The sequence below is a fragment of the Streptomyces monashensis genome (assembly GCF_001866665.1).
GTDB lineage: Bacteria > Actinomycetota > Actinomycetes > Streptomycetales > Streptomycetaceae > Streptomyces > Streptomyces monashensis.
In genome coordinates this window covers 81,322-104,354 of sequence record NZ_MLYO01000010.1, presented here as the reverse complement: position 1 = coordinate 104,354, position 23,033 = coordinate 81,322, and the positions used below count along the sequence as shown (strand labels likewise).

Annotated in this window: 25 protein-coding genes and 1 pseudogene; 14 read left to right on the top strand and 12 right to left on the bottom strand. The window is 74.2% G+C overall.

The features are described from left to right. Positions 1–6 precede the first annotated feature (6 nt). Complete coding sequence (locus tag BIV23_RS03210; RefSeq protein WP_071379171.1) at positions 7–1,275, top strand: KAP family P-loop NTPase fold protein; 1,269 nt, start codon at positions 7–9, stop codon at positions 1,273–1,275. 267 nt (positions 1,276–1,542) lie between these two features. Here the strand turns inward: BIV23_RS03210 and BIV23_RS03205 are convergent, their stop codons facing one another. From BIV23_RS03205 to BIV23_RS03190, 4 genes are all read right to left on the bottom strand, one after another. Further along, positions 1,543–2,274, bottom strand: a complete 732-nt coding sequence (locus BIV23_RS03205) for a polysaccharide deacetylase family protein (protein ID WP_071379170.1) — start codon at positions 2,272–2,274, stop codon at positions 1,543–1,545. Positions 2,275–2,449: 175 nt separating this feature from the next. Beyond that, positions 2,450–3,115 (bottom strand): DedA family protein, encoded by a 666-nt coding sequence (locus BIV23_RS03200; protein WP_071379169.1) that lies wholly within the window; start codon positions 3,113–3,115, stop codon positions 2,450–2,452. Positions 3,116–3,216: 101 nt separating this feature from the next. Further along, positions 3,217–4,014, bottom strand: a complete 798-nt coding sequence (locus BIV23_RS03195; RefSeq protein WP_071379168.1) for a polysaccharide deacetylase family protein — start codon at positions 4,012–4,014, stop codon at positions 3,217–3,219. After that, positions 4,011–5,393, bottom strand: coding sequence for an MGDG synthase family glycosyltransferase (locus tag BIV23_RS03190; RefSeq protein ID WP_218161853.1), 1,383 nt, complete (start codon positions 5,391–5,393; stop codon positions 4,011–4,013). The genes BIV23_RS03195 and BIV23_RS03190 overlap by 4 nt, the downstream gene beginning before the upstream one ends. Before the next feature lie 156 nt (positions 5,394–5,549). Between BIV23_RS03190 and BIV23_RS03185 the strand changes: the two genes are divergently transcribed. Then, entirely contained in the window at positions 5,550–5,960 is a 411-nt protein-coding gene (locus BIV23_RS03185; RefSeq protein WP_071371146.1) for a BlaI/MecI/CopY family transcriptional regulator, read from the top strand. 20 nt (positions 5,961–5,980) lie between these two features. Then, positions 5,981–6,988: a M56 family metallopeptidase gene (locus BIV23_RS03180; RefSeq protein WP_071379167.1), complete on the top strand. Its 1,008-nt coding sequence runs from the start codon at positions 5,981–5,983 to the stop codon at positions 6,986–6,988. Between the two features lie 30 nt (positions 6,989–7,018). Here BIV23_RS03180 and BIV23_RS03175 read toward each other — a convergent pair whose 3' ends face one another. Further along, positions 7,019–8,305, bottom strand: coding sequence for an FAD-dependent oxidoreductase (locus BIV23_RS03175; RefSeq protein ID WP_071379166.1), 1,287 nt, complete (start codon positions 8,303–8,305; stop codon positions 7,019–7,021). A 278-nt stretch (positions 8,306–8,583) separates the two neighbouring features. After that, entirely contained in the window at positions 8,584–9,171 is a 588-nt protein-coding gene (locus BIV23_RS03170) for a rhodanese-like domain-containing protein (protein ID WP_071379165.1), read from the bottom strand. Between the two features lie 95 nt (positions 9,172–9,266). Between BIV23_RS03170 and BIV23_RS03165 the strand changes: the two genes are divergently transcribed. Beyond that, positions 9,267–9,554 (top strand): metal-sensitive transcriptional regulator, encoded by a 288-nt coding sequence (locus tag BIV23_RS03165; RefSeq protein ID WP_071379164.1) that lies wholly within the window; start codon positions 9,267–9,269, stop codon positions 9,552–9,554. Positions 9,555–9,593: 39 nt separating this feature from the next. Here BIV23_RS03165 and BIV23_RS03160 read toward each other — a convergent pair whose 3' ends face one another. The 3 genes from BIV23_RS03160 to BIV23_RS03150 are packed head-to-tail and all read right to left on the bottom strand — an operon-like array spanning position 9,594 to position 11,948. Continuing rightward, positions 9,594–10,343, bottom strand: a complete 750-nt coding sequence (locus BIV23_RS03160; protein ID WP_071379163.1) for a sulfite exporter TauE/SafE family protein — start codon at positions 10,341–10,343, stop codon at positions 9,594–9,596. Further along, on the bottom strand, positions 10,340–10,519 hold the full coding sequence (locus BIV23_RS03155) for a hypothetical protein (RefSeq protein ID WP_071379162.1): 180 nt from the start codon (positions 10,517–10,519) through the stop codon (positions 10,340–10,342). Before BIV23_RS03155 ends, BIV23_RS03160 begins: the two co-directional genes overlap by 4 nt. A 52-nt stretch (positions 10,520–10,571) precedes the next feature. Further along, on the bottom strand, positions 10,572–11,948 hold the full coding sequence (locus BIV23_RS03150; RefSeq protein ID WP_071379161.1) for an MBL fold metallo-hydrolase: 1,377 nt from the start codon (positions 11,946–11,948) through the stop codon (positions 10,572–10,574). Positions 11,949–12,169: 221 nt separating this feature from the next. Here BIV23_RS03150 and BIV23_RS03145 point away from each other — a divergent pair, with 221 nt between their 5' ends. From BIV23_RS03145 to BIV23_RS03120, 7 genes and pseudogenes are all read left to right on the top strand, one after another. Further along, the gene (locus BIV23_RS03145) at positions 12,170–13,363 is read left to right on the top strand and encodes an acyl-CoA dehydrogenase family protein (RefSeq protein ID WP_071379247.1); all 1,194 of its coding nucleotides are present in this window, start codon (positions 12,170–12,172) and stop codon (positions 13,361–13,363) included. Between the two features lie 93 nt (positions 13,364–13,456). Next, entirely contained in the window at positions 13,457–14,245 is a 789-nt protein-coding gene (locus BIV23_RS03140) for a GntR family transcriptional regulator (RefSeq protein WP_071379160.1), read from the top strand. Next, positions 14,233–14,724: pseudogene (locus BIV23_RS53110) on the top strand (MFS transporter); the annotation flags it as partial. The gene BIV23_RS03140 and the pseudogene BIV23_RS53110, both read left to right, overlap by 13 nt. A gap of 71 nt (positions 14,725–14,795) precedes the next feature. Beyond that, positions 14,796–15,473, top strand: a complete 678-nt coding sequence (locus BIV23_RS53105; protein ID WP_281250090.1) for an MFS transporter — start codon at positions 14,796–14,798, stop codon at positions 15,471–15,473. A gap of 4 nt (positions 15,474–15,477) precedes the next feature. Then, complete coding sequence (locus BIV23_RS03130; protein ID WP_071379159.1) at positions 15,478–16,461, top strand: NADPH:quinone reductase; 984 nt, start codon at positions 15,478–15,480, stop codon at positions 16,459–16,461. A 164-nt stretch (positions 16,462–16,625) separates the two neighbouring features. After that, complete coding sequence (locus BIV23_RS03125; RefSeq protein WP_425443458.1) at positions 16,626–17,249, top strand: phosphatase PAP2 family protein; 624 nt, start codon at positions 16,626–16,628, stop codon at positions 17,247–17,249. A gap of 196 nt (positions 17,250–17,445) precedes the next feature. After that, positions 17,446–17,955 (top strand): GNAT family N-acetyltransferase, encoded by a 510-nt coding sequence (locus BIV23_RS03120; protein ID WP_071379158.1) that lies wholly within the window; start codon positions 17,446–17,448, stop codon positions 17,953–17,955. A 214-nt stretch (positions 17,956–18,169) separates the two neighbouring features. Here the strand turns inward: BIV23_RS03120 and pcp are convergent, their stop codons facing one another. The 3 genes from pcp to BIV23_RS03105 form a co-directional block, all read right to left on the bottom strand. Then, positions 18,170–18,820, bottom strand: coding sequence for a pyroglutamyl-peptidase I (pcp, locus tag BIV23_RS03115; protein WP_071379157.1), 651 nt, complete (start codon positions 18,818–18,820; stop codon positions 18,170–18,172). A 62-nt stretch (positions 18,821–18,882) separates the two neighbouring features. Further along, on the bottom strand, positions 18,883–19,857 hold the full coding sequence (locus BIV23_RS03110) for a DUF979 domain-containing protein (protein ID WP_071379156.1): 975 nt from the start codon (positions 19,855–19,857) through the stop codon (positions 18,883–18,885). Next, complete coding sequence (locus BIV23_RS03105) at positions 19,854–20,573, bottom strand: DUF969 domain-containing protein (protein WP_071379155.1); 720 nt, start codon at positions 20,571–20,573, stop codon at positions 19,854–19,856. The genes BIV23_RS03110 and BIV23_RS03105 overlap by 4 nt, the downstream gene beginning before the upstream one ends. A 176-nt stretch (positions 20,574–20,749) precedes the next feature. Between BIV23_RS03105 and BIV23_RS03100 the strand changes: the two genes are divergently transcribed. From BIV23_RS03100 to BIV23_RS03090, 3 genes are read left to right on the top strand one after another with little or no spacing between them, the layout of a single operon-like run. Beyond that, entirely contained in the window at positions 20,750–21,502 is a 753-nt protein-coding gene (locus BIV23_RS03100; RefSeq protein ID WP_071379154.1) for a LamB/YcsF family protein, read from the top strand. After that, a complete protein-coding gene (locus BIV23_RS03095) occupies positions 21,499–22,146 on the top strand; it encodes a 5-oxoprolinase subunit B family protein (RefSeq protein WP_071379153.1) in 648 nt (215 codons plus the stop codon). The genes BIV23_RS03100 and BIV23_RS03095 overlap by 4 nt, the downstream gene beginning before the upstream one ends. Then, on the top strand, positions 22,143–23,000 hold the full coding sequence (locus tag BIV23_RS03090; RefSeq protein ID WP_071379152.1) for a 5-oxoprolinase subunit C family protein: 858 nt from the start codon (positions 22,143–22,145) through the stop codon (positions 22,998–23,000). The genes BIV23_RS03095 and BIV23_RS03090 overlap by 4 nt, the downstream gene beginning before the upstream one ends. Positions 23,001–23,033: the final 33 nt, after the last annotated feature.

The following is a 23,033-nucleotide window of genomic DNA, read 5'->3' as shown; positions in this document are numbered from 1 at the left end:
GCCTCGTTGCGTCCCCTCACCGACAACCCCGTCACCACTGCGCAGGACGACTCGTTCCATTTCGGGCCGTACGTCGACGTCCTGCACGCGGCGGTGGAGCAGGCCGCACCGCTGCCCCTGACCGTCGGCGTGTTCGGCTCCTGGGGTGCGGGCAAGTCGAGCTTTCTACGGCTGTGGGAGCGGCGGTTCGAGGCCGGCCAGACCCGCACGATCTGGTTCAACCCCTGGAAGTACGACCGCAAGGTCGAGGTCTGGGCCGCGCTGCTGCACACCATCCTCGCCGAGATGGAGCAGGTGCCGACCCTCCGGGACAAGGCCGTCCGGCTCGCCAAGGCCGCGACCTGGCTCTCGATCCGCGCCGGCCTGGGCACCGCGGCGGCGCTCGGCACCGGCGGCGCCATCAAGCGCGAGGACGTCGACGACCTGCTCAAGGGTCTGTCCGAGGGGGACGCGGAGCAGTACCGGCAGGTGAACCACTTCGAGACCGACTTCGCCGATGCCGTACGGGAGTTCGTCGGCGAGGACGGGCGGCTGGTGGTCTTCGTGGACGACCTCGACCGCTGCACCCCCGAGTCGGCGATGACGGTGCTGGAGTCGCTGAAGCTCTTCCTGGCCCACTCGCAGTGCGTCTTCGTCCTCGCCATGGACGTGGACGTACTGGCGGCGATCGCCACCAACAAGTTCGGCGAGTCCCTCAAAGGGGCGCCGGCCGAGGTCGCCTCCGGCATGGCCTACCTCGACAAGATCGTCCAACTGCCGTTCTTCCTGCCGGACGTGGGGTTCGGCACCCTCCGCGAGGCCTTCACGCCGTATGTCTCGGAGCTGGCGGACGACCCCCTCTTCTGGGAGCTGCTCCAGCGCGGCCTGGGCGCCAATCCGCGTCGGCTCAAGCGCTATGTCAACGTCTTCAACATGGCGCTGGCCGTCTCCCGCGCCCAGTTGCCGGCCGGCCGGATCGACCGGGAGTACCGCCTCCAGCTGGCGGTACTGCTCATCATCCGCACGCTGCACCGCGGCTTCTTCCACGCGCTGAGCGTCGATCCGGAGTCCTGGCAGACGCTGGTCAGGTGGTTCGAGCAGGTCCAGATCAATCCGCTCACCCGGCAGAACACCCTGCAACTCCCCGAGCACCTGCGCGACTTCGCTTCCGACTCGGTCCTCGAGCGCCTCTTCACCCACAGCGGCGGGGAGCGCCTGCGGCCACCGGCCGGCCCGGTCGTCCAGGAGATGATCAGCACCCTGCGCAGCGCCGCCGGCCCGGCGGATCCCCAGTAGCCCCGGGCCGAGCGGGCGGAGCGGTCACGGCTCCTCCGGCGGCGTGGGCCGTGGGCGGGCCGTGACGATGTCGCGCGCACTGCCCGGTGTCCTCGGAATCCGGGACGCCGGGCGCGTCGTCGGCGACAACCGGACGGGCGGTGCCGTCCCCGGTGCGCAGGCCGACGGCCACTGTGCTGTCAGCGTGGCGCACGGCGTTTCGAGGAGCGTGCGGACGACACGGGCGAGGTGCTCGCATCGTTGCGACCGCATGGCCGCGGGTGGCACTCAGGGACCGCGGTGGTAGACCCGTCCGGGGCTCAACTCTCCTGCAGATCCGAACAGCTGGGGGATGGTGACAAGATGGTAGCCGCGGGCCCGGAGCGCGCGGACGATCGTGGGGACGGCAGGCGGGGTCGTGGCGTACCGGTCGTGCAGCACGACGATCGCGCCCGGCCGTACCCGGCTCAGCACCCGGTGTTCGATGACGGGCGGATCGTGGAACTTCCAGTCCCTGGCAGTGACGTTCCACATGATCACCGACATGCCCTCCGCGGCGGCTGCCGCCCGCACCCGCGCGTCGAACGCCCCGAACGGGGGCCGGAACAGCGTCGGCCGCTGTCCGGTGACGGAGGCGATCTGGCGTGCGGCGGTGCCGATCTCGTACTCGATCCGGGCGAGCGGGAGGCGGGTGAGATGCGGGTGGGTGACGGTGTGGTCGCCGATCGCGTCCCCGGCGCGGTACTCCCTGAGCACGTCCGCCCGGTAGCGCAGCGCGTGCGGCCCGATGAGGAAGAACGTGGCCGGGACGTGCGCTCGTTGCAGCGTGTCCAGGATCGGGGCCGTGTACGGGGTCGGTCCGTCGTCGAAGGTCAGGGCGACGCATCGGGTGACCCGGCAGTCCACCCGGTGGGCCGGCCCGGCCGCGGCGACGGGTGCGGCCATGCCCACGGACAGCAGCCCGACGGCCGCCAGGGGAACGAGCGCGTGAGGCAGACGCCCGTGCCGGATGCCGGACATGACCTGCTCCTTCCGTCCTGGAGGCCGGGTGCCGGCCCCGTTGCCCACCAGCTTCGTCCCAGGGAGTAAGAGGAGTCTGAGAACAGTCGGCACCCCAGCAGGCGGGCACCCCCGCAGGCGCGCGACGAGGCACGACGGATCCGCGGACGGCCCGCGCGCCGCTTCCGCGCAGCGGTCAGCGCTCCTCCTGCGTGCGTGTCGCACGGCGGGCACGCAGGACCTCGGCGAGCAGCGGGATCAGGGAGAGGACGACGATCAGGGCGACCAGCGGCAGCAGATAGCGGTCGACGTTCGGGATCGAGGACCCGAGCGCGTACCCGGCGAGCGTGAGGCCGAGGCTCCACACCAGCCCGCCGACGACCTGCCAGACGGTGAACGTCCGCACCGGCACGCCCAGGGCGCCCGCCATCGGATTGAGCACCGTCCGCACCACCGGTACGAAGCGGGCCAGGACGACGGCCTTCGCGTGCCCGTACCGCTCCAGCAACTCCTCGGCCCGCTGCGCTCCCTCGTGCAGCCGCTTCGAACGGCTGCGGGCGAGCAGGGCCCCGCCCGCCTTGCGGCCGAGGAGATACCCGACCTGGGCGCCGGCCAGCGCGCCGACCGCGGCCGAGACCAGCAGCGGCCCGAGCGAGAGGTGCAGGCCCTGGTCGGACGAGCCCGTGCACAGCAGTCCAGCGGTGAACAGCAGCGTGTCCCCGGGCAGGAAAAAGCCGATGAGCAGCCCTGTCTCGGCGAACATCACCACGCCGACGCCGAGGACGCCGAACGCGGCCAGCAGCGAATGGGCGTCCAGGACGTTGACGGCCAGCTGCGCGGCGAGATGCGTGGGTGTGGTCATAGACCCCGTGCCTCCATGAGGGTGACGACAAGCATGCGAAGCATGCAGGTGATCCGTGAACTGATCGGGACGAGTGGCACGCGCTGTGGCGTGCCCGGTGTCTAACGGCCGGAGCTGCCCGGGGCACCGGCACCGGCAGGGTGAACGTCGGGCGCCGTGGCGAGGCCCGGCCACCCGTGGTCGCGGATCGGGCCGACCTCGTAGCCCCGCTCCGCGCAGGTGTCGAGGATACGGGGCAGCGCGCCGAGAGCCGAGCGCCAGGCGCCGGGGGCGGAGGTGCAGTCCGAGTCGTGCAGCAGGATCGTGCCGCCGCCGTCGAGGTCCGCGGTCACCGTCCGGTGGACCGACTGGGGCGTGGCCCGTGCCGTCCAGTCCTCGCCCCAGCAGGTCCACAGCACGGGGGTGAGCCCGAGGCGCCTGGCCGACACATGGGCGGCGGTGGACATGACCCCGTACGGCGGCCGGAAGAGCGTCGGCGGAGTTCCGGTGATGTCGGCGACCGTGTCGCGGGCGCGGGCGAAGTCGTCGTACGTCGCGCGCGGGCCGCGCAGCAGCAGCGGCCGGTGCCGCCAGCCGTGGACACCGATCTCGTGGCCGGCCGCCGCGATCTCGCGCACCACACCGGGGGAACGGTGTGCCTCGCTTCCCAGCAGGAAGAAGGTGGCGCGCACTCCGCGCCGGTCGAGCAGCCGCAGGAAGAACGGGGTGGACAACGGGTCGGGTCCGTCGTCGAAGGTGAGGGCGACGTGGTCCGCGCGGCCCCGGCCGGACAGGCGCGGCATGGTGCGGTTGCGCAGGGGCCCGAAGGTGGAGACGACGGGCGCGCAGTGGACCGCGGCGAGTGCGGCGGCGGGCAGGGCGGCCAGTGCGGCGGTGCGCAGGGGGCGGGAGGTCGTCACGAGTGGTGCCCCTCCTCGGCGAAGGCCGGCGCGAGCCGGTCCAGGTCGAGGCCGTGGCCCAGGGTGCGCATCAGCGCGGGTCCGTCGTAGGTCGTCGCGACCCCCGTGCCGACGGCGCATGCCCAGACCGCACAGGCGGCGGCGCCGGTGACCGCGAGCCGCCGGGTGCGCAGCCTCCGCCGTCGGCCCGGTCCCGGTGGCGGGGGCGGCGGGCCGGGGCGGTGGAGGCGGGCTATCTCGGCCGCGGGGCCGTCGGCCGGGGTGGACGCGAACAGCGCGAGTCCGGCCCCGCGCTGCCGCTGCCCCAGCGGGCCGCCGACCAGTTCGCCCAGTACACCCTTCAGGTCGGCCGGGTCGCGGATCCACACGGCCACGCCCGCCTCGTCCAGGGCGGCGGCGTTGGCCGGTCCGTGGCCGGGTATGCAGCGGTAGCTGGCCACGGGCAGGCCCGCGGCGAACGCCTCCAGGGAGGTCAGCCCGCCGGCGTTCTGCACCAGGACGTCGGCCGCGTGCATCAGGCCGGGCATGTCGTCGACCCAGCCGTAGGAGTACGCGATCCCGTCCGTCCGCAGCTGCCGGGCCAGGGCCTCGTTGCGGCCGCAGACCACGACCGGGAGGGCGGCCCCGCAGTCGCGCAGCTCCCGGGCGACCTGCCGGACCGGGCCCACCCCCCAGGACCCGGCGACCAGCAGGGCGAGCGGGGCGTGTTCCGGCAGCCCGAACCGCGCCCGCGCGCGGGCGCGTTCGAGCGGGTCGCAGGGGCGGAACCGGGGGTCGGTGACCGGCCCGCGCACCCGCACGTCGCGGGCCCCGGCCGCGCGCGCCTGTGCCGCGGGCACCGCGTGGGCGGCGAGGTGGACGTCCACGCCGTCCGCGACCCACAGCGGATGCACCGAGAAGTCGGTCAGGTAGGTGGCGACCGGGACGGTCAGGCGGCCGGCCAGCCGCAGGTTGCCGAGCACGCGGCTGGCGCCCGGGTACGTGGACACGACCGCACCGGCGTCCGGGTGCAGCGCGCGCAGCACGCGGTCCTCGGCGGCGCGCAGCAGTGCCCGCGCCGCGGGACCGCTGCCGCCGGCGCGCTCGGTTCCGGCGTAGAGCCGCTGGTAGGCCCAGGGGGCGGCGACGAGCATGCGGTGGTAGCCGTCCCGGACGGCTCGGCCGAGGCCGGCGGGCAGCAGGTCCAGCAGGTCGTGCCGGTCGACGACGAAGCCGTCCGCGGCGAGGCGGCGCTCCAGTTCGGCGGCTGCGCCGTCGTGGCCGGCGCCGACGCTCGCCGAGACGAGCGCGACGCGGCGCGAGGCCGTGGCCGCGTCGCGGGGCACCGGCGGGACGCCCGCAGGCGCGGACCTCGGCAGCGTACGTCCGGGATTGACCATGGGCTGTCCTCTGCGCAGGTGGAAGGGCAGGTGTGAGGAAGGTACGAAACTACAAGTTGTAGTAGTTCCTGGTTCAAAGCCCGGAGCATACCTCCTACAACTAGTAGGAGATGGCCGGGTAGCCTGGACTGCGGTAAGGCAACGAAAGGGCGAACGGTGAACGGCTTCAGGGACGGCGGCACACCCGGCAGGCGGGCGCGCGGCGAACTGGAGAGCAACGTGCTCGCCGCCCTCTGGTCCGCGGACGGACCGCTGACGGCACGCCAGGTCCTGACGGGACTGCCGGACGATCTCGCCTACACGACCGTCCTGACGATCCTGTCCCGGCTGTACGACAAGGGCATGCTGGTCCGGCACCGCGCCGGCCGCGGCTACGCCTACGAGCCGGCCCGCGACGAGGCCTCCCACACCGCGCACCGCATGAAGTCGCTCCTGGAGGGCGGTTCCGACCGCGAGGCGGTGCTGACCCGCTTCGTCTCCGAACTGTCCGAGCGGGACGAGCAGTTGCTCCAGCATCTGCTGTCCGGACCAGAGGACCACGCCGGCCCCGACGGCGCCGGACACTGAGGCGACGGGGGAGTGAGCCGGTGCTGATCAGCGTTTACGTCCCGCTCATCGTGACGGTCGTCCTGAGCGTCCTCGCGCCCCGGCCGGCCCGCCGGCTCGCCCCGCGCCCCGCCGCCTGGGCCCTGGCCTGCACCGCGCTCGTGACGACCGTCGGCTGGACGGGCTCGCTGGCCCTGCTGGCCTTCACCGGGATCGCCCAGATACCCGAGGTGGCGGCGGAGGGCCGCTGGTCGGTGCCGGTCCTGCGGGCCGAGAACCCGGTCCACCTCACGGTCGCGGTCGCCGGCGCCCTCGTCCTGCTCGCGGGGTGCGTCTCCCTCGTCCTCGCCGCCGTACGGCAGGTCCGCCATGTCCTGTGGGCCCGGCGCGAGTGTGCCCGCGTGCCCGGCGACGGCGAGCTGGCCGTCGTCGACACCGATGCGCCCCAGGCGTTCGCGCTGCCCGGCGCGCCCGGCCGCATCGTCGTCTCCCGGGGCATGCTGCGCTGTCTGGACGACGAGGAGCGCGAGGCGCTGCTGGCGCACGAACGCGCCCATCTGCGCCGTCGGCACCATCTGTTCCAGGCCGTCTGGCGCCTTGCCGCCGCCGTCAATCCGCTGCTGCGGCCCCTGGCCGACGCGGGCGGGTACGTCCTGGAGCGCTGGGCCGACGAGGAGGCGGCGACGCACGTCGGCAGCCGCAGGGTCGTCGCCCGCGCCGTCGGCCGAGCCGCCCTCGCCTCCTCCTCCCGCACCTCGGCCCCGCCCGCGCTCGCCGTCACCGGCGGCGCCGTGCCCCAGCGGGTCCGCGCCCTGCTCGGCCCGCCCCCGCCCCGCCGGACCCTCCCCATCGCCGGCGGAGCCCTGCTGCTGACCCTGTGCTGCGCGGGCCTCGCCAACGCCGCCTCCGACAGCGACAAGATGGTCGACGACGCGCAGCGGGCCCAGTGCGCGGAAACGATCGCGCACGTGGACGCTGCGGGGCGCCCCGCGCATGCCCGCGTCCGCTTCTGCTGCCGCCATCACCGGCCGGGCGAGCGGCAGGGGTAGCGTCCGACGTCGGCCGCGCGGCTGCCGTGGTCAGCGGGCGGCCCGGATCCGGCGCAGGATGTCCCCGGCGACGCGGGTGGCCGCGAACTCCGTCCCGGCGACGAACCGCATCATGGGCCCGAACACGGGCGCCGCGAGCGACCCGGTGAAGTACAGCCCGGGTACCGACGATTCCAGCGTGCCCGCCAGCTCGGGAGCCCTGGAGCCCGGCACGCACACCAACGCCCGCCGCAGCGCGGGGGACAGGAACGGCAGCGCGTCCAGGTCGAGCCGGTATCCCGTGGCCGCGAGGACGTGGTCGACGGTGAGGTCGGACGTGCCGTGGGACCCGGTGAGCCGGAGGCCGACCGTGGCCTGTGGCGTCACCTCCGCGTGCGTGACGCGGCTCGCGGTCTGCACCGGTACGACGCCCTCGACCCGGTCCCGCAGCCACCAGCCGCCCGACGGGCCGAGCGCGCGCCGGAACAGCAGGAGCCGCGCGGAGGCGGGCAACTGCCGTACGGCGTGCGGTGCCTTGCACACCGCGGCCAGCACATAGCCGGTGCCCAGCGGTGAGGCCGGCCGTGCGAGGCGCGCGGGCCAGGGGCGGGACAGCGCGGGTGTCGTCCCCCACCGCACCCGGTTCTCCCGGACCAGCACCCGCACCTCGGCGCCCGCCTCGTGCAGCAGCGCGGCGCTCTCCAGCGCGGACTGACCGCCGCCGATGACGGCGACCCGCTGCCCGGCGTAGCAGGACAGGTCGGTGTGGTGGCTGGTGTGCGACACGAGGGCCCGGGGCCCGGCCCCTTCGGGGGCCAGCCGGCTCAACTGGTCGGGTATGTGGGCGAGTCCGTTCAGTCCGGTGGCCACGACGACGGCCCGCGCGGCCACGACCCGCCCGTCCGCCGGCCGGACCGTCCAGCCCGCCCCCGTGCCGTCCCGGTCGACGGACACGACCCGGGCGGGGTCGACGTCACCGACGTACTGCTTCTGGAACCACTGTCCGTACCGCACGAACACGTCGCACGGGATCGGCGTCAGCTCGGTCAGTTCCGGCTCGCCCTGGAGCCGGCGGAAGTCGGCGAGCCGGGCGCCCGGCCCGGGTGCGGACAGATCGGTGGCCGCCGGTGTCGACTTCAGGAACATCCCGGTGGCCATGGCGTGCCGCCAACTGCCCATCACCTCCCCGAAGATGTGCACCGGCACCCCGGCCGCCCGCAGATGCGCGGCCACGGAGAGCCCGTACGGCCCCGCCCCGACCACGACCACCGGAAGCTCCCCGCGCCCGGTCGGCGCCCGCTCGGGGGCGGGGTGTCGACCTGGAAGCGACTGCGTCATGCATCCCCCTGCTGGTCCGCTCGCCGCCCTCCCCCGGGCGGCGCGACACGTCGGGATGGTGCGACCGCCGCCGCACTCGTCCCCCCTCCGCCACCGAGTGTGACCTGTCACCCGTCGACGATGTGTGAAAACGGCCCACGTTGCCTGAAACATGGTCGAACCGTGTGCGGCGCATTGCCGGGCCGTGCGCCCACGACGGCCCCGGTCGGCGGCGCACGTGTCCCGGCCGTCGCCGTGGACCTCACCGGCACCGGCCCGGACCGCGGGGGCGCCCCGGCTCAGCGGGCGCGCAGGGCGGCGAGCGTGGCGGCGAGGTCGGCGGGGCGCGGCCGGTTGTGCGGCAGCTTGCCGAGGACGGCCGCCATGCCGCACGTGTCCGTCAGGGCGGAGAGGACCAGGCCGGCGGCGACGCCCGCCGACAGGAGCGCGAAGGCCGGGTGGACGAGCAGGCCGAGCGCCAGGCCCAGCAGGACCAGCGTGCCCGCGGTGAAGCGCACCTGCCGCTCCATGGCCCAGCCGGACCGCGTGTCGCAGGCCGCGGGCCGGTCCAGGCCGTGTCCGGCGCCGGCCCAGGCGGTGGTGCCGCCGGTGAGCGTGGCCGCGGGGATGCCCTGCTCGGCGAGGAACGCGCAGGCGTTGCCGGAACGGGCGCCCGAGGCGCACACCATGAGGAGGCCGCCGCGCTCGGCCGCGTGCCGCAGCTCGGGCAGTGCGCGCCGGAGCTGGTCCACGGGGATGTTCAGGGCCCCGGGCAGATGGCCGGAGGCGTACTCGCCGGGGGTACGGACGTCGATGACGGTGAACTCGTGCAACCGGGCGCCGGCCTGGTCGGTGCCGAGGGCGACGGGGGAGAGGGGGCTGGTCATGGCGGAGTCGGTCCTTTGCGCTCGTCTGCTGTACGTCGTCGTCCCGCGAGGGGACGTACAGTTACCCCTAGGGGTATTCGGTTGAGGAGTTGATCGTGGAGCTGGAGCTCGAGGGTGAGTCCCTGAAGGCCGTGCTGAACCGGCTGCGGCGGGCGCAGGGCCAGATCTCCGGGGTGATCCGGATGATCGAGGAGGGCCGGGACTGCGAGGACGTCGTCATGCAGCTGGCCGCCGCCTCGCGGGCGCTGGACCGGGCCGGGTTCGCGATCATCGCCACCGGCCTCCAGCAGTGTGTGGCCGACATCGAGTCCGGCCGGAAGAACGGCGACGACGCCGAGGCGATGCGCGCCCGGATGGAGAAGCTGTTCCTGTCCCTGGCCTGAGGTTTCGGCGGTCCCCGCAGCGGCGCGTGCGGCGGGCCGTCACAGCACCGCGTCGGCCAGCATGAATCCGGCCACCGCGAGCAGGACCACGGCGAAGGCCCGTTGGAGCGTCCGTGCGGGGAGCTTCGCCGACAGGCGCCTGCCGTCCCATGCGCCGAGGACGGCCGCCCCGGCGAAGGGTCCGATGAGGCCCCAGTCCAGGCCGCTCGCCGTACTGGTGCGCATGACCAGCGCCGCCAGCGAGTTGACCGTGATGACGAGCAGGCTGGTGCCCACGGCCGTCCGCATCCGCATCCCGAGGACGCTCACCAGCGCCGGGACCGCGAGAAAGCCGCCGCCCACGCCGAGAACACCGGTGACCGCGCCGAGCCCGGCCCCCGCGACCGCCGCCCGGCCCGGCCGTACCGGTGCGACCGCCTGATCGGCGGGCACGTGCCGGCGCGTCATCCGCAGTGCGGCGGCGCCCGCCACGACGGCGAAGCCGACGGTCAGCGCGGTCGCCGGCAGGCGGGAGGCGAGCGCCCCGCCCAGCATGGCCGGGCCGATGCCCGCCGCCGCGAACAGCAGCCCCGTACGCCAGCGCACATGACCGTCGCGGGCGTGCGCCGACAGCGCGGTCGCGGAGGTGACGGAGACGATGACCAGCGCGGCCGTGGTGGCCGCGACCGGGGTGAATCCGAGCAGGTAGATCAGGGCGGGGACGGTCAGCACGCTGCCACCGCCGCCGAGCGCCCCGAGCGTGAGCCCGATGGCTGCCCCGGCGGCCAGGGCGAGGAGCACGGCGCTCACGCGACGATCCCGCCCGCGCCGGCCGGGCCCACCGACGGCAGCCCCGCACCGGCCCAGGCCTGCATCCCGCCGACCTCGTCGACGGCGTCGACGTCCCTGGGCAGCGGCAGCGCGGCGGCCTCCGGCACGGTCGGCCGGTCCGGGACGCCGGGGTGTCCTGCGAAGACACTCGTCATGGTTCTCGCTCCTGTTGCTCGTCTCGGTGTGGTGAGCCGCGGCGACGCGCGGTCACGCGGTGGTGTGGACGGTGAGTCCGGCTGCTGCGGCCGAGTCGAAGGAGTCGTCGACGGCCACGACGTCGCGGCCCTGGGCGTCCAGCAGCGACGCGGCGATGGCGGCGCGCATGCCGCCCGCGCAGTGCACCCAGATCTGTCCTGCGGGCACCTCGTCGAGGCGCTCGCGCAGCGTGTGGACCGGGATGTGCACCGAACCCGCGATGAAGCCGCCGGCCCGCTCGGAGTCCCGGCGGACGTCCAGCACGACGACGCCGTCGCGGGAGTGCTGCGCGAGATCCGCGAACGTGGCCCGCGGGTAGGACGCCAGTGCCGTGCCCTCGGACACCCAGTGCGCCGGGTCACCGGTCGCCGCGGCGACCGGGCGCTCGATCCCGACCTGGGCCAACTGCCGTTGCGCGGAGGTGAGTTGCTCGGCGGACTCGGCCAGCAGGGTCACCGGCTTGCCCCAGGGGATCAGCCAGGCCAGGTACATGCCGAGCTGTCCGCCGGCCTCGAAGTTGAACGAGCCCGCCACATGCCCCGCGGCGAAGGCGACGCGGTGGCGCAGGTCCACGACCCACTCCCCGGCCGCGAGCCGCGCGGCGATCTCGCCGGCGTCGGCCATGGCGGGCGGCGTCAGGTCGACCGGGGCGGGGCCGTCGGCATTGGCCGGGCCCATGTGCGTGTAGTACGCGGGGACGTCGTCCAGTCCCGCCAGCAGCTCGGCGACGAAGGTGTCCACGTCGCGGACGAGCGCCGCGTTGTGCGTCTTCTCCTTGCCGATCGTCGTGCCGTCGCCGCCCGCCCGGCGCGCCTGGTCCGACGCGCAGAAGCTGCCGAAGCCGTGGGTGGGCAGCACCGCCGTCTCGTCCGGCAGCTCCGCGGCCAGCCGGTGCGCGGAGGCGTGCTGGGCGCGGGCGAGGTCCCGCGTCAGGCGCGGCTCGACCAGGTCGGGGCGGCCGACGGCGCCGATCAGCAGGGAGCCCCCGGTGAACACCGCGACCGCCGAACCGCCCTGCTCCAGGGCGTACGCCGTGTGGTGCGGGGTGTGGCCGGGCGTCGCCAGCGCGCGCAGGACGAGTCCCGCGGCGGCGTCGATGTCGTGGCGGTCGCCGTCGTGCACCGGCACGCGTGGGTAGGAGACCCGGGCGTCGGCGGGGACGAGGTAGGCGGCGCCCGTGAGCCGGGCCAGTTCCAGGCCGCCGGTGACGTAGTCGTTGTGGAGGTGCGTCTCGACCACGTGGGATATGCGCACACCGCGCCGGGCCGCCGCCGCGATCACGTGGTCGATGTCGCGCGGCGGATCGACCGCCACCGCCGTGTGTGCGCCGCCCGCAAGGTACGTGCGGTTGCCCAGCCCCGGCACCTCGATCGTGTCGACGAAGAACATCGCGTACTCCTTTCCCGTGCCTGAATTACCCCCGGGGGTATGTGTTCGACAGTAGCACGGGTACCCCGGGGGGTATTTTTGGCGAGCGTGCGGGGCTCGGAGCCGCGGTGTGTTCTGAAGCCAGTCGGGTGATCGACGGGCCGGTCCCGGGCTCGGGTGCGGCCTCTCGTGGGCTGCGCCGGACAGACTGCGGCCATCCCCCAGTGGAGGTGGCGAACAGCATGCTCAGCGACAGCACAACGACGATCGTGGCCGAGCGGCCGCTGGTGGCGGACGTCGTCGCCGGCGCGCCGCGCGTGGCGGAGATCGCGGCGCGGTGCGCCGAGGAGACGGAGGCCGCCCGGCGGCTCGCGCCCGAGGCGGTCGAGGCGGTGCGGGAGGCCGGGTTCGCCCGGCACTTCGTCCCCGCGGCCCACGGCGGCGCGGACGGCCGCTTCATCGACATGACCGCGGCGGTCACGCTGGTCGGCCAGGGCTGCGCCTCGGCGGCCTGGGCCGCCTCGCTGTCCGCCTACGCGGCCCGCTACGGGGCCTTCCTGCCCCTGGAGGGACAGGCGGAGATCTGGGCCGACGGCCCGAACGCCCTGATGGCGGGCGCGCTCATGCCGGCCGGCAAGGCCGAGCCCGCCTCCGGCGGCTGGCGGCTGAGCGGCGAGTGGCGGTACATCAGCGGGGTGCGCTTCGCGGACTGGGTCTTCGCCTGCTCCGCCGTACCCGACGGCAGGGTGGGCCCCGACGGCCGCCCCGAGGTGCGGTTCTTCGCGGTGCCCCGGGCGGACGTCATCGTGCGGGACACCTGGTTCACGATGGGCATGCGCGGGACCGGCAGCGACACCATGGCCCTGGACGACGTGTTCGTGCCTGAGCACCGGACCCTGTCGCGGTTCGACATCAACGCCGGCCGGGCGACCGCCTCCGAGGCCCGCTGTCACACCGTCCCCGTGGACGCCCTGAACGCCCTGCCCCTCGCCGTTCCCGTGCTGGGTGCCGCCCGCGGGGCGCTGCTTGTGGGCGCCGAGCAGACCATGCGGCGGGTCGACCGGCGCGGCGCCCCGGTGCGGGAGAAGCCGCCGGTCCAGATCGAGCTGGCCCGCTCGGCCGGCGAGGTGGACGCGGCCGAGCTCCTCATGCAGCGGGCCGCCCGGGTCGCCGACGGCATCGAGCAGGCCCGGGAGGGCGAGGCGGCGGTGCGCGGGCCGCGGGACCTGGCGCTGGCGGTCGGACTGCTGGTGTCGGCCGTCGACCGGATCTTCAAGGCCGGCGGCACCACGTCCCACTTCGAGGCGGACCCCCTCCAGCGGTTCTGGCGGGACGTCAACACCGCCGCGTCCCATGTGATCTTCGACTTCGAGACCACCGGCGCGGCCTTCGGCGCCTGGGCCCTCGGCGCCGAGGGCGCGGAGCGCAGACGCTGAGGCGCGACCGCCGGGCGTGTTTCTGCTCCAGTAGCTTTCACGCGGTGCGTTGGCTTCTCGACTCCGCCTGGAATCACCGCTGGAGAGTCGCCCATGCCCCGAGAAGCGCCGTACCGTGCGCTGGCCGACGTGTTGCACGCCCGCGTTCTCTCGGGGGAGTGGGACATCGGTGAGCGCCTGCCGTCCCGGGTGCGGATCGCCGAGGAGTACGGGGTCGGGCGCAATGTCGTGCAGCGGGCCATGGACCGGCTCATCGCCGAAGGACTGCTCGAAGGGCGCGCGGGATCGGGCACCTATGTGCGCACGCCGCGCGAGCGGCTACGGCTGGTCCGGTCTCGGCACCACGCACGCCGGGGCGGCTCACCCCGCTCGGCCGGTACGTCCGCCGGTGGACATCCCGATCCGCGCGAGCGGGGCCGGGCCGATGCCTGGGACGCGGACAGCCAGGTGCGGGTGCCCGCCCCCGAGGCCATCGCCGAACGGCTCGGCATACGCCCCGGAGACCCCTGCGTCACCACGCGCTACGAGTTCCTCGCCGAGGGGCACCCCGTCCAGCTCTCCGAGTCCTGGGAACCGATGGCCCTGACCGGCGGAACGCCGGTCGTGCTGCCCGAGACGGGCCCGCTGGCGGGAAAGGGCGTACCCGCGCGCATGCGCTCCATCGGAGTCGTGGTCGACACGGTGGTCGAGATGCCGCGCCCGGCCCGCGCCACCCCGGCACAGGCGAACCTGCTGGGAATCAGCGCCGGAGACCTCGTACTCCGGACAGAGCGGACCATCTACGCCGCCGACGGCCGCCCGGTGGAGACCGCCGACATCGTCATTCCGGACGAGCGCCGGGCCGTGGTGTACGAATTCGGCGTCGAGCGGTGCGTCAGGTGATACCGAAGGGAGCTTCCTCGCGGCTCGGTCTGCTGCGTGATCCGGACTTCGGGCTCCTCTTCGCCGCCACCGCCCTCGGACAACTGGGCGATCGCATCATCTTCCTGGCACTGCCGCTGGTCGCCGTCACGGCGTTGCACGCCGATGAGTTCCAGGTCGGACTGCTGACCGCGACGACCACGGTCGGCTCGTTCCTGATCGGACTGCCGGCCGGTGCGTGGGTGGACCGGATGCGCAAGCGACCCGTGATGATCGCCGCCGATCTGGTGCGCGCGCTGGTCCTCCTGTCGATTCCGGCGGCGTGGTGGGCCCGGCTGCTCACGATCGACTGGCTCTGCACAGCCGCCCTGCTGCACGGACTGCTGACGGTCCTCTTCGACGTCGCCTACGTCAGCTACCTTCCGCACCTGGTGGGACGGGACAACCTGGTCGAGGGAAACGCGAGGCTGTCGGCCGTCCGGTCGGTGACCGGGATCGGCGGTCCGGCGGTGGCGGGGCCGCTGGTCGGCTGGGCGGGAGCCCCCGCCGCGCTGCTGGCGAGCTCGGGGGGATGGCCGCGTCGGGGCTCCTCGCGACCGGCATCCGCAGGCGGGAGGAGAGGCCGGAGGCGGGCAGGAGACGACATCTGGCGCGGGACATCAGGGACGGGCTGGCATTCGTTCTCGGGCAGCCGGTCCTGCGCGCGACCGTCGCGGGGGACGCGGTGTTCAACCTCTTCCTGGCCCTGTATCAGACGATGCTGCTGGTCTTCCTGCAGCGGAAGGTCGGTCTCGGTTCCCTCGGGATCGGCCTCGTCCTGTCGGGAATGGGCTGTGGCGCGCTGTCGGGTGCCCTGACGGCCCGCGCCATCGCGCGGCGGCTCGGACAGGGACGGGTGATCTGGCTCGCGCCGCTGGTCACCTGTCCGCCGACCGCCCTGATGCCGTACGCGCGGCCGGGCTGGAGCCTGTACGCGGCGGCTGTCGGACTCGCTGCGCTCTCCCTGGGCGGTGTCGTCCGCGTGGTGTCCCAGTCGAGCCTCCAGCAGGCCCTCACCCCGGACCGGCTCCTGGGCCGTATGAACGCCACGGCCCGGTTCGTGTCCTGGGGCGGCGTTCCGCTGGGCGGAGTACTCGGCGGAGCCTCGGGTGCGCTGTGGGGAGCCGGGGCGTCCCTGTGGATCGGTGCGACCGGCATGACACTGAGTTCTGTCGTCCTTCGCCGGGCGGGCCGGGGTGGGACCATGTGATGTCATGCGTGCCGCGTACATCCGGGAGCTGGGTCCCGCCGACGTCATCCGGTACGGGGAGATCCCCGCGCCGGTGCCCGGTCCCACCGACGTACTGGTGGCGGTGCGGGCCACGGCGGTCGACCCCGTCGACACCTTCGTCCGCTCGGGGCTCTTCCCGACACATCTGACCTTCCCGTTCGTCGTCGGCCGGGACCTGGTCGGGACGGTGGCCGAGGCGGGACCCGGCGTCACCGGATTCCGGGTCGGGGACCGGGTGTGGTGCAACAGCCTCGGGCACGAGGGGCGCCAGGGCGCGGCGGCGGAGCGGGCGGTGGTGGCGGCCGACCGGCTGTACCACCTGCCCGACGGCGTCGATCCGGACACCGCGGTCGCGGTCGTCCATCCGGCGGCGACCGCGTACCTCGCGCTGTTCGTGCACGGGCGCCTGCGCGCAGGCGAGACCGTGCTGGTCGCAGGGGCCGCGGGCAACGTGGGCAGTGCCCTGGTGACGATGGCGGCGCGGGCCGGCGCCCGGGTCCTCGCGACCGCCGGCCCGCGCGACGCGGCGTACTGCGCGGAGTCGGGCGCGGCCGAGGTCTTCGACTACCGCGGTCCGGACCTGGCCGGGACGATCCGGGGCGCCGCGCCGTCGGGCGTCGACCTCTACCTGGACACGGCGGGCGTCAACGACCTGGAGACCTCCGTCGCACTGCTCGCCCGGCGGGGCCGCGTCGTGCTGCTGGCCGGTGCCGGCACCCGGCCCGTGCTGCCTGCCGCGGCCCTGTACATGAACGACCGCTCCGTCGTGGGATTCGTCATCTCCCACGCGACCACCGACGAGCTCGCCGAGGCCGCCGGGTACATCAACGACCTGCTCGGCCGGGGTGCCCTGCGGGCGCGCCGGACCGAGATCCTCCCGCTCAGCGCGGCCGGTGCGGTGCACGCCCGGCTGGAGCGGGGCGAGCTGCACGGGCGGCGCGTGGTCCTGCGCACGGACGTCCCCTGACGCGTACGGATCTTCCGGTGAGCGAACCGATCTCCACCTGATAACGTCTACTCACTTGTAGACGTTCATGTGCTGGACGTCCACAGGTCATCTTTACGTCCACTCAGTGCCGCGACGTGTTCCCCGGAGCACGCCCCACGCGCACCACGGCCCCGGAGATCCGCTTGATCACGACTTCCTCCCCGACCGCTCAGGCACTCGACGGCGCGGCCATCGACGGCGGCCTCTACACCGACGTCACCGACTTCGCCCGCCATACGCACTGGCTGAACGGGACCGCGGCCGCGTACAGCGCGTACGGCACCGGCATCTTCGCGCTGATCCTGCTGGTGGCCTGGTGGCGGGCCCGCGGGCAGGGGAGCACCGCGATGGCCGCCGTGCTGGGCGTGCCGTTCGCCGTCGTCCTCGCCTATGTGGTGAACAGCGGGATCAAGATGGTCTTCCAGGAGCCCCGGCCGTGCCGGGCGCTGCCCCACGACTTCCTCATCGAAGCGTGCCCGGCCCGCGACGACTACGCCTTCCCCAGCAACCACACCACCGTCGCCTTCGCCTTCGCCGTGGCGCTCCTCCTCGTCGGCAGGTGGCTCGGTTCCGTCGCCCTGCTCGCGGCCGTCGTGATGGGGGCCTCGCGTGTCTACGTCGGCGCCCACTACCCGCACGACGTCGCCGTGGGCGCCCTGGTCGGCAGCGTCGTCGCTCTCGCCACGGTGCTCGCGGCGCGCCGGTTCGCGCCGCCCCTGGTGGACCGGCTCCGCGCCGGCGCACTGCGCCCGCTGCTCACGGCCTAGCCGGCGCCGGGGAGACGTTCGTGAGAGAGGGGCGTGGGGAGTCGTTCGTGAACGAGTGGCCGAGCCCGGGCCCCGTGTGCTTGCATTCCGGTCGTCAAGAGCTCGTTTCGGAGCGTTCCGGGCAGCCGCGCCGTGTCGGCGACGGTCGGCGCCCCGCTCGTACGAACCCCACCGGGAAACGGAGCCCCCGCCCCTCATGCCGCACCACTGGACCACCCGCGCCGAGACCGGCGCCGACATCCCTGCCGTCCGCGAGATCAACCTCTCCGCGTTTCCCACCGCCGAGGAGGCCGACCTCGTGGACGCCCTGCGGGGTGACTCCGCGTGGATCGACGGGCTGTCCGTGGCGGCCGCCGACGACAGCGGCACACCGGCCGGGTACGCCCTGCTGACCCGCTGCCACATCGGCGACGTCCCGGCGCTGTGCCTGGCACCGGTCGCCGTACGTCCCGACCGGCAGCGCACCGGCGCCGGTTCCGCCGCGGTCCAGGCCGTGCTCCGGGCCGCCCGGGAGCGGGGCGAGCGCCATGTGGTCGTCCTCGGCCACCCGGACTACTACCCGCGCTTCGGATTCACCCGCGCCTCGGCCCACGGGATCGGCCTGAGCATCGACGTCCCGGACGACGCCCTGATGGCCCTCGCCCTCGACACGCGCCACCCCCTGCCCGGCGGCACCGTCCGCTACGCCGCCCCGTTCCGCATCTGAGCGCGCGGACCGGCGGCGAGGCAGGCTTCGGCCGCCTCGGTCGGAGCTCGGCTTCACGGACCAGCCCGAGCGCCGCATCCCCGCACGCCCGGCGCTCGGCGGCGAGTACGTCCTGGTCCGGTGAAATCGCCCGGCGGGACGGGAAGCTGGGGTACTCCCGGATGGAGTTGGCGAAGGCGAGCCGGGTGAAGGGGGCCGTATGCGGTGGGCGGCGTCAGTGGGTGGCCCCCTCGGAGACGTTCAGGTCCTGGCCCGCGGGGGTGGCGGCCGCGATGCCCAGCAGGGCGCGCAGGCCGCGGGCCACCGTGGCGGGCTCCAGGGCCGGGGCGGTGCCGTCGGTGACCTGCTCCGGCGCCCAGGGCACATGGACGAAACCGCCCCGGACGTGCGGGAGTTCGGTGGCGATGAGGTGGGCCAGACCGTAGGCGACGTGGTTGCACACGAACGTACCGGCCGTGTGCGAGACGGCGGCGGGCACACCGGCCGTGCGCAGGGCGGCGACGCAGGCCTTCACGGGGAGGGACGAGAAGTACGCGGCGGGGCCGCCCGGGACCACGGGTTCGTCGACGGGCCGGTGACCGGCGTTGTCGGGGATGCGCGCGTCGTCGAGGTTGACGGCGACGCGTTCGACCGTCACACCGGGGCGGCCGCCCGCCTGGCCCAGGCAGAGGACCAGCTCGGGGTCGGCCGCGCGGACGGCGGCGCGCAGGGCCGTGACGGACTCGCCGAAGACGCACGGCAGTTCGGCGGCGGTGACCGTCAGCCCGGCCGGCGGCTCGGCGGCCACGAGGGAGGCCGCCTGCCAGGACGGGTTCACGCGCTCGCCGTCGAACGGGGCGAAGCCGGTGATGAGCACGCGGGTCATGGCAATTCCTCCATCGGGTGATTCGTCTGCGGCCGGCACGTCATCGGTACGCCATCGGCACGTCAGAACGCGAACAGCGCCATGATCACGGTGGCGCAGACCAGCAGCGGCAGCGCCGTCGGGAGCTGGGCCTTGATGGGGCCGTACTGGTCCTTGAGCTCGAGCAGGGTGGCCGGGACGATGTTGAAGTTGGCGGCCATCGGTGTGCACAGGGTCCCCGCGAAGCCGGCCAGCATGCCGATCGCGAGGACGGCCGCTTCGTTGCCGTGCATCTGCTCGATGAGGACGGGCCAGCCGATGGCCGCGGTCATCACCGGGAACGCGGCGAACGCGTTGCCCATGATCACCGTGAACAGGAACATGCCGACGCAGTACGCCACCACGGCAAGGTAGGTGGAGTTGTCGGGCAGGATGCCGTGCACGATCCTGCCGACCTGCGTGCCGACTCCGGCCAGCGCGAAGATCGAGCCGAGCACGGCGAGGAGCTGGGGCAGCAGCAGGGCGGAGCCCATCGCCTCCAGCATGGAGCGGCCGGAGTGCAGCGGCACCGACAGCCTGCGCTCGCCGGTGACCAGCATGCCGACGACGAGGGCGGCCAGACAGCCGACCCCGAGTCCGATCAGCGTGGCCTTGCCCGTCTCGAACAGGCCGGAGGTGTCGAGCACGGAGGCGCACACGATCGCGACGAGCGGGATGGTCAGCGCGGGGACGAAGATCCTGCTGCCGAGCCGGGTCGCGGAGGCCTCGCGCTCCTGAGCGGTGCTGGTGACGGGCTCGCCCTTGCCGAGGAAGTTGAACCCGGCGAGCACGATCAGGGCGAGGACGGCGAGGCCCAGCGGTTCGGCGGGCAGCGTCCAACCGCCGTTGTGCGCGGTGGCGTTGGCGACTCCGGTGCCGTAGGGGAAGGTGAGTCCGAGCAGACCCCAGAAGGCGGCGGAGGTCCACCGCCTGGGGTTGCTGCGGTCGGCAGCCATCTGCACGGCCATGACGACGAAGACGAGGCCCACCAGCCAGTAGAGCCATTCGACCTTGATCACTTGTCGGTTCCCTTCGGCAGCGGCACATCGTGCTCGGCGTGGGCGAGGGCCATCTGGCGCTCCAACTGCCGGTCCAGGAGCAGGAGTCGGGCACCGTGGACGAGGAAGGCGCAGACGGCGAGCGGGATGGCCCACACCGCCAGCTGGGTCGGTTCGAGGTTCTGGTGGTACGTCGAGTTCACGAACCCGGTGATCAGCAGGATCGAGCCGATGGCGATGAAGCAGTCCTCGCCGAAGAACAGGCCCACGGTGTCGGCCGACGCGGCGTAGGAGCGCACCTTCTCGCGCAGGCGGTCCGGCAGTTGGGCGCCCGTGGTGCGCTCGGCGGCGGCCTCGGCCATGGGTGCGACGAGCGGCCGTACGGTCTGCGCGGGACCGCAGATGCTGGTGAGGCCGAGGGCGGCGGTGACCTGACGGACCAGCAGATAGACGGTGAGGAACCGGCCGGTGCTGAGCCCGGTGAGCCGGCCGATGAGGCGGCGGGCCTGTTCGCGCAGGCCGTAGCGTTCCAGCAGGCCGATCACGGGCAGCGCGACGGCGAAGACGGTGACCGACCGGCTGTCGGCGAAGGACCGGCCGAAGGCCGCGAGGACCTCCAGCGGGTCCATTCCGCCGATCAGCCCGGTGAAGACACCGGCGACGCCCACCACGAGGACGGGATTGCGGCGCGTGACGAAGCCGAGGATCACCACGACCACGCCGAGGAGAACGATCATGCGGCGGCCTTCTTCGCGGGGGACGGGGCGGGACGCCCGGGTGGTGCGGATCCGGGAGGTCCGGATCCGGGAGGGATGCCCGGACCCTAGGGGATCGTTCAACGATCGAACAAGAGTTGGTACCAGAACTGATTGATTCCTTGTCGGATCGTTCAACGATCGACTACGTTCCCCCTGTGATCGACCTCAACGCGGACCTCGGGGAGGGCTTCGGCCGCTGGACCCTCACCGACGACGACGCCCTGCTCACCGTCGTGACCAGCGCCAACGTCGCCTGCGGCTTCCATGCGGGCGACCCCTCCGTGATGCGCCGCATCTGCGACCTCGCCGCCGAGCGCGGCGTACGGATCGGAGCCCAGGTGTCCTACCGCGACCTGGCCGGCTTCGGCCGGCGCGCCATGGACGTCCCCGCGGACGAACTCGCGGCCGAAGTGGCCTACCAGATAGGGGCGCTGCGCGTCTTCGCCCGGGCCGCCGGGGCCGAGGTGGCGTACGTCAAGCCGCACGGCGCCCTCTACAACCGCACCGTGCACGACGCCGAACAGGCCGCCGCCGTGATCGCGGGCGTCCGACTGGCCGACGGGGCGCTGCCCGTGCTCGGCCTGCCCGGATCGCGGCTGCTCGCCGCCGCCGCGGACGCGGGCCTGATCGCCGTGCCCGAGGCCTTCGCGGACCGCGCCTACACCCCCGAGGGCACACTCGTGCCGCGCCGCGAGCCCCATGCCGTGGTCACCGACGAGGACGAGGTGGTCCGGCGCTCGCTCGCCCTCGCCCTGGACGGCGCGGTCCGGACCGCGGACGGGACGAGCGTCGCCGTGGCCGCCCGCTCCCTGTGCGTGCACGGCGACACCCCGGGCGCCGCCCGGATCGCGGCCCGCGTGCGCGCGGCCCTCGACGCGGCCGGGGTCGAGGTCGGGGCCTTCGCGTGACCGGGAACCGGCTCCTCACCGTGCGCCTCGCCGGACGGCACGCCCTGCTCGTCGAACTCCCGGACGCCGAACGCACCGGAGCCTTCCACGCCGAACTGCTGCGGCGCCGCGCGGCCGGCACCCTGCCCGTCGAGGAGATCGTGCCCGGCGCACGGACGGTCCTCCTCGACGGCGTCCCGCGCCCCGCGGAACTCGCCCGCCGCATCGCCGACTGGGCCGTGCCCGCCCGCACCGCCGACGACGGAGAGGTCGTCGAGATCCCCGTGCGCTACGACGGCCCCGACCTCGCCCGGGTGGCCGACCTCTGGCAGGTCGGCGTCGACGAGGTCGGCGCACGGCACTCCTGCGCCACCTACCGCGTCGCCTTCTGCGGATTCGCCCCCGGCTTCGGCTACCTCACCGGGCTGCCGGCCGAACTGCACGTCCCGCGCCACGACACGCCCCGCACCCGCGTCCCGGCCGGCGCGGTCGCCCTCGCCGGCCCCTACAGCGCGGTGTATCCGCGCGCCACCCCCGGCGGCTGGCAGCTGATCGGCACCATGCCCGACCCGACCCGGCTGTGGGACCTCACCCGCGACGAACCCGCCCTGCTGACACCGGGCACGCGCGTCCGGTTCGTGGCCGAAGGCGGCGGTACGGCGTGACCGCCACCCTCACCGTCGTACGCCCCGGCGCCCTCACCACGGTCCAGGACACCGGCCGGCGCGGCCACGCCCACCTCGGCGTCCCCCGCTCCGGTGCCCTCGACGCCCCCGCACTGGTCCTGGCCAACCGGCTGCTCGGCAACGCCCCCGACGCCGCCGCCCTGGAGACCACCCTCACCGGCTGCGCCCTGCGCCCCGGCCGCACCGTGACCGTCGTCGTCGGCGGCGCGCCCTGCCCGGTGAGCGTCGACGGACGGGCGGCAGCCTGGGGAGCACCCGTGCGGGTGCCCGCGGGCGCCGTCCTCGACGTGGGCGCCGTGACGGCGGGCGTGCGCTCCTACGTGGCCGTCCTCGGCGGCATCGCCGTCGCGCCCGTCCTCGGCAGCCGCTCGGCCGACCTGCTGTCCGGACTGGGCCCGGCCCCGCTGCGTGCCGGGGACGTCCTCCCGCTGGGCGCCGCCGCCCCGCAGCCGCCCCGCACCGACCTCGCCCCCTGGCCCGCGCCGCCCGCCGAGCTGACGCTCCCGCTGCGGCTCGGCCCCCGCGCCGACTGGTTCACCGCCGCGGCGCTGCGCACCCTCACCTCGGCGACGTACCGCGTCTCGCAGCACAGCAACCGCATCGGCCTGCGCACCGAGGGTCCGCCGCTGGAACGTGTGTCGGGCGGCGAACTGCCCAGCGAGGGCATGGTGCTCGGCGCGGTACAGGTGCCCCCCGACGGCCGCCCGGTGGTGTTCCTGCACGACCACCCGACCACCGGCGGCTACCCGGTCATCGGCGTCGTCGCGGAACCCGCCCTCGCGGCGGCCGCCCAGGCCGCGGCGGGCACGCCGGTCCGCTTCACCCCGGGCTGACCCCCGGCCCGCCGCTGCGCCGGAGCGGCCGCG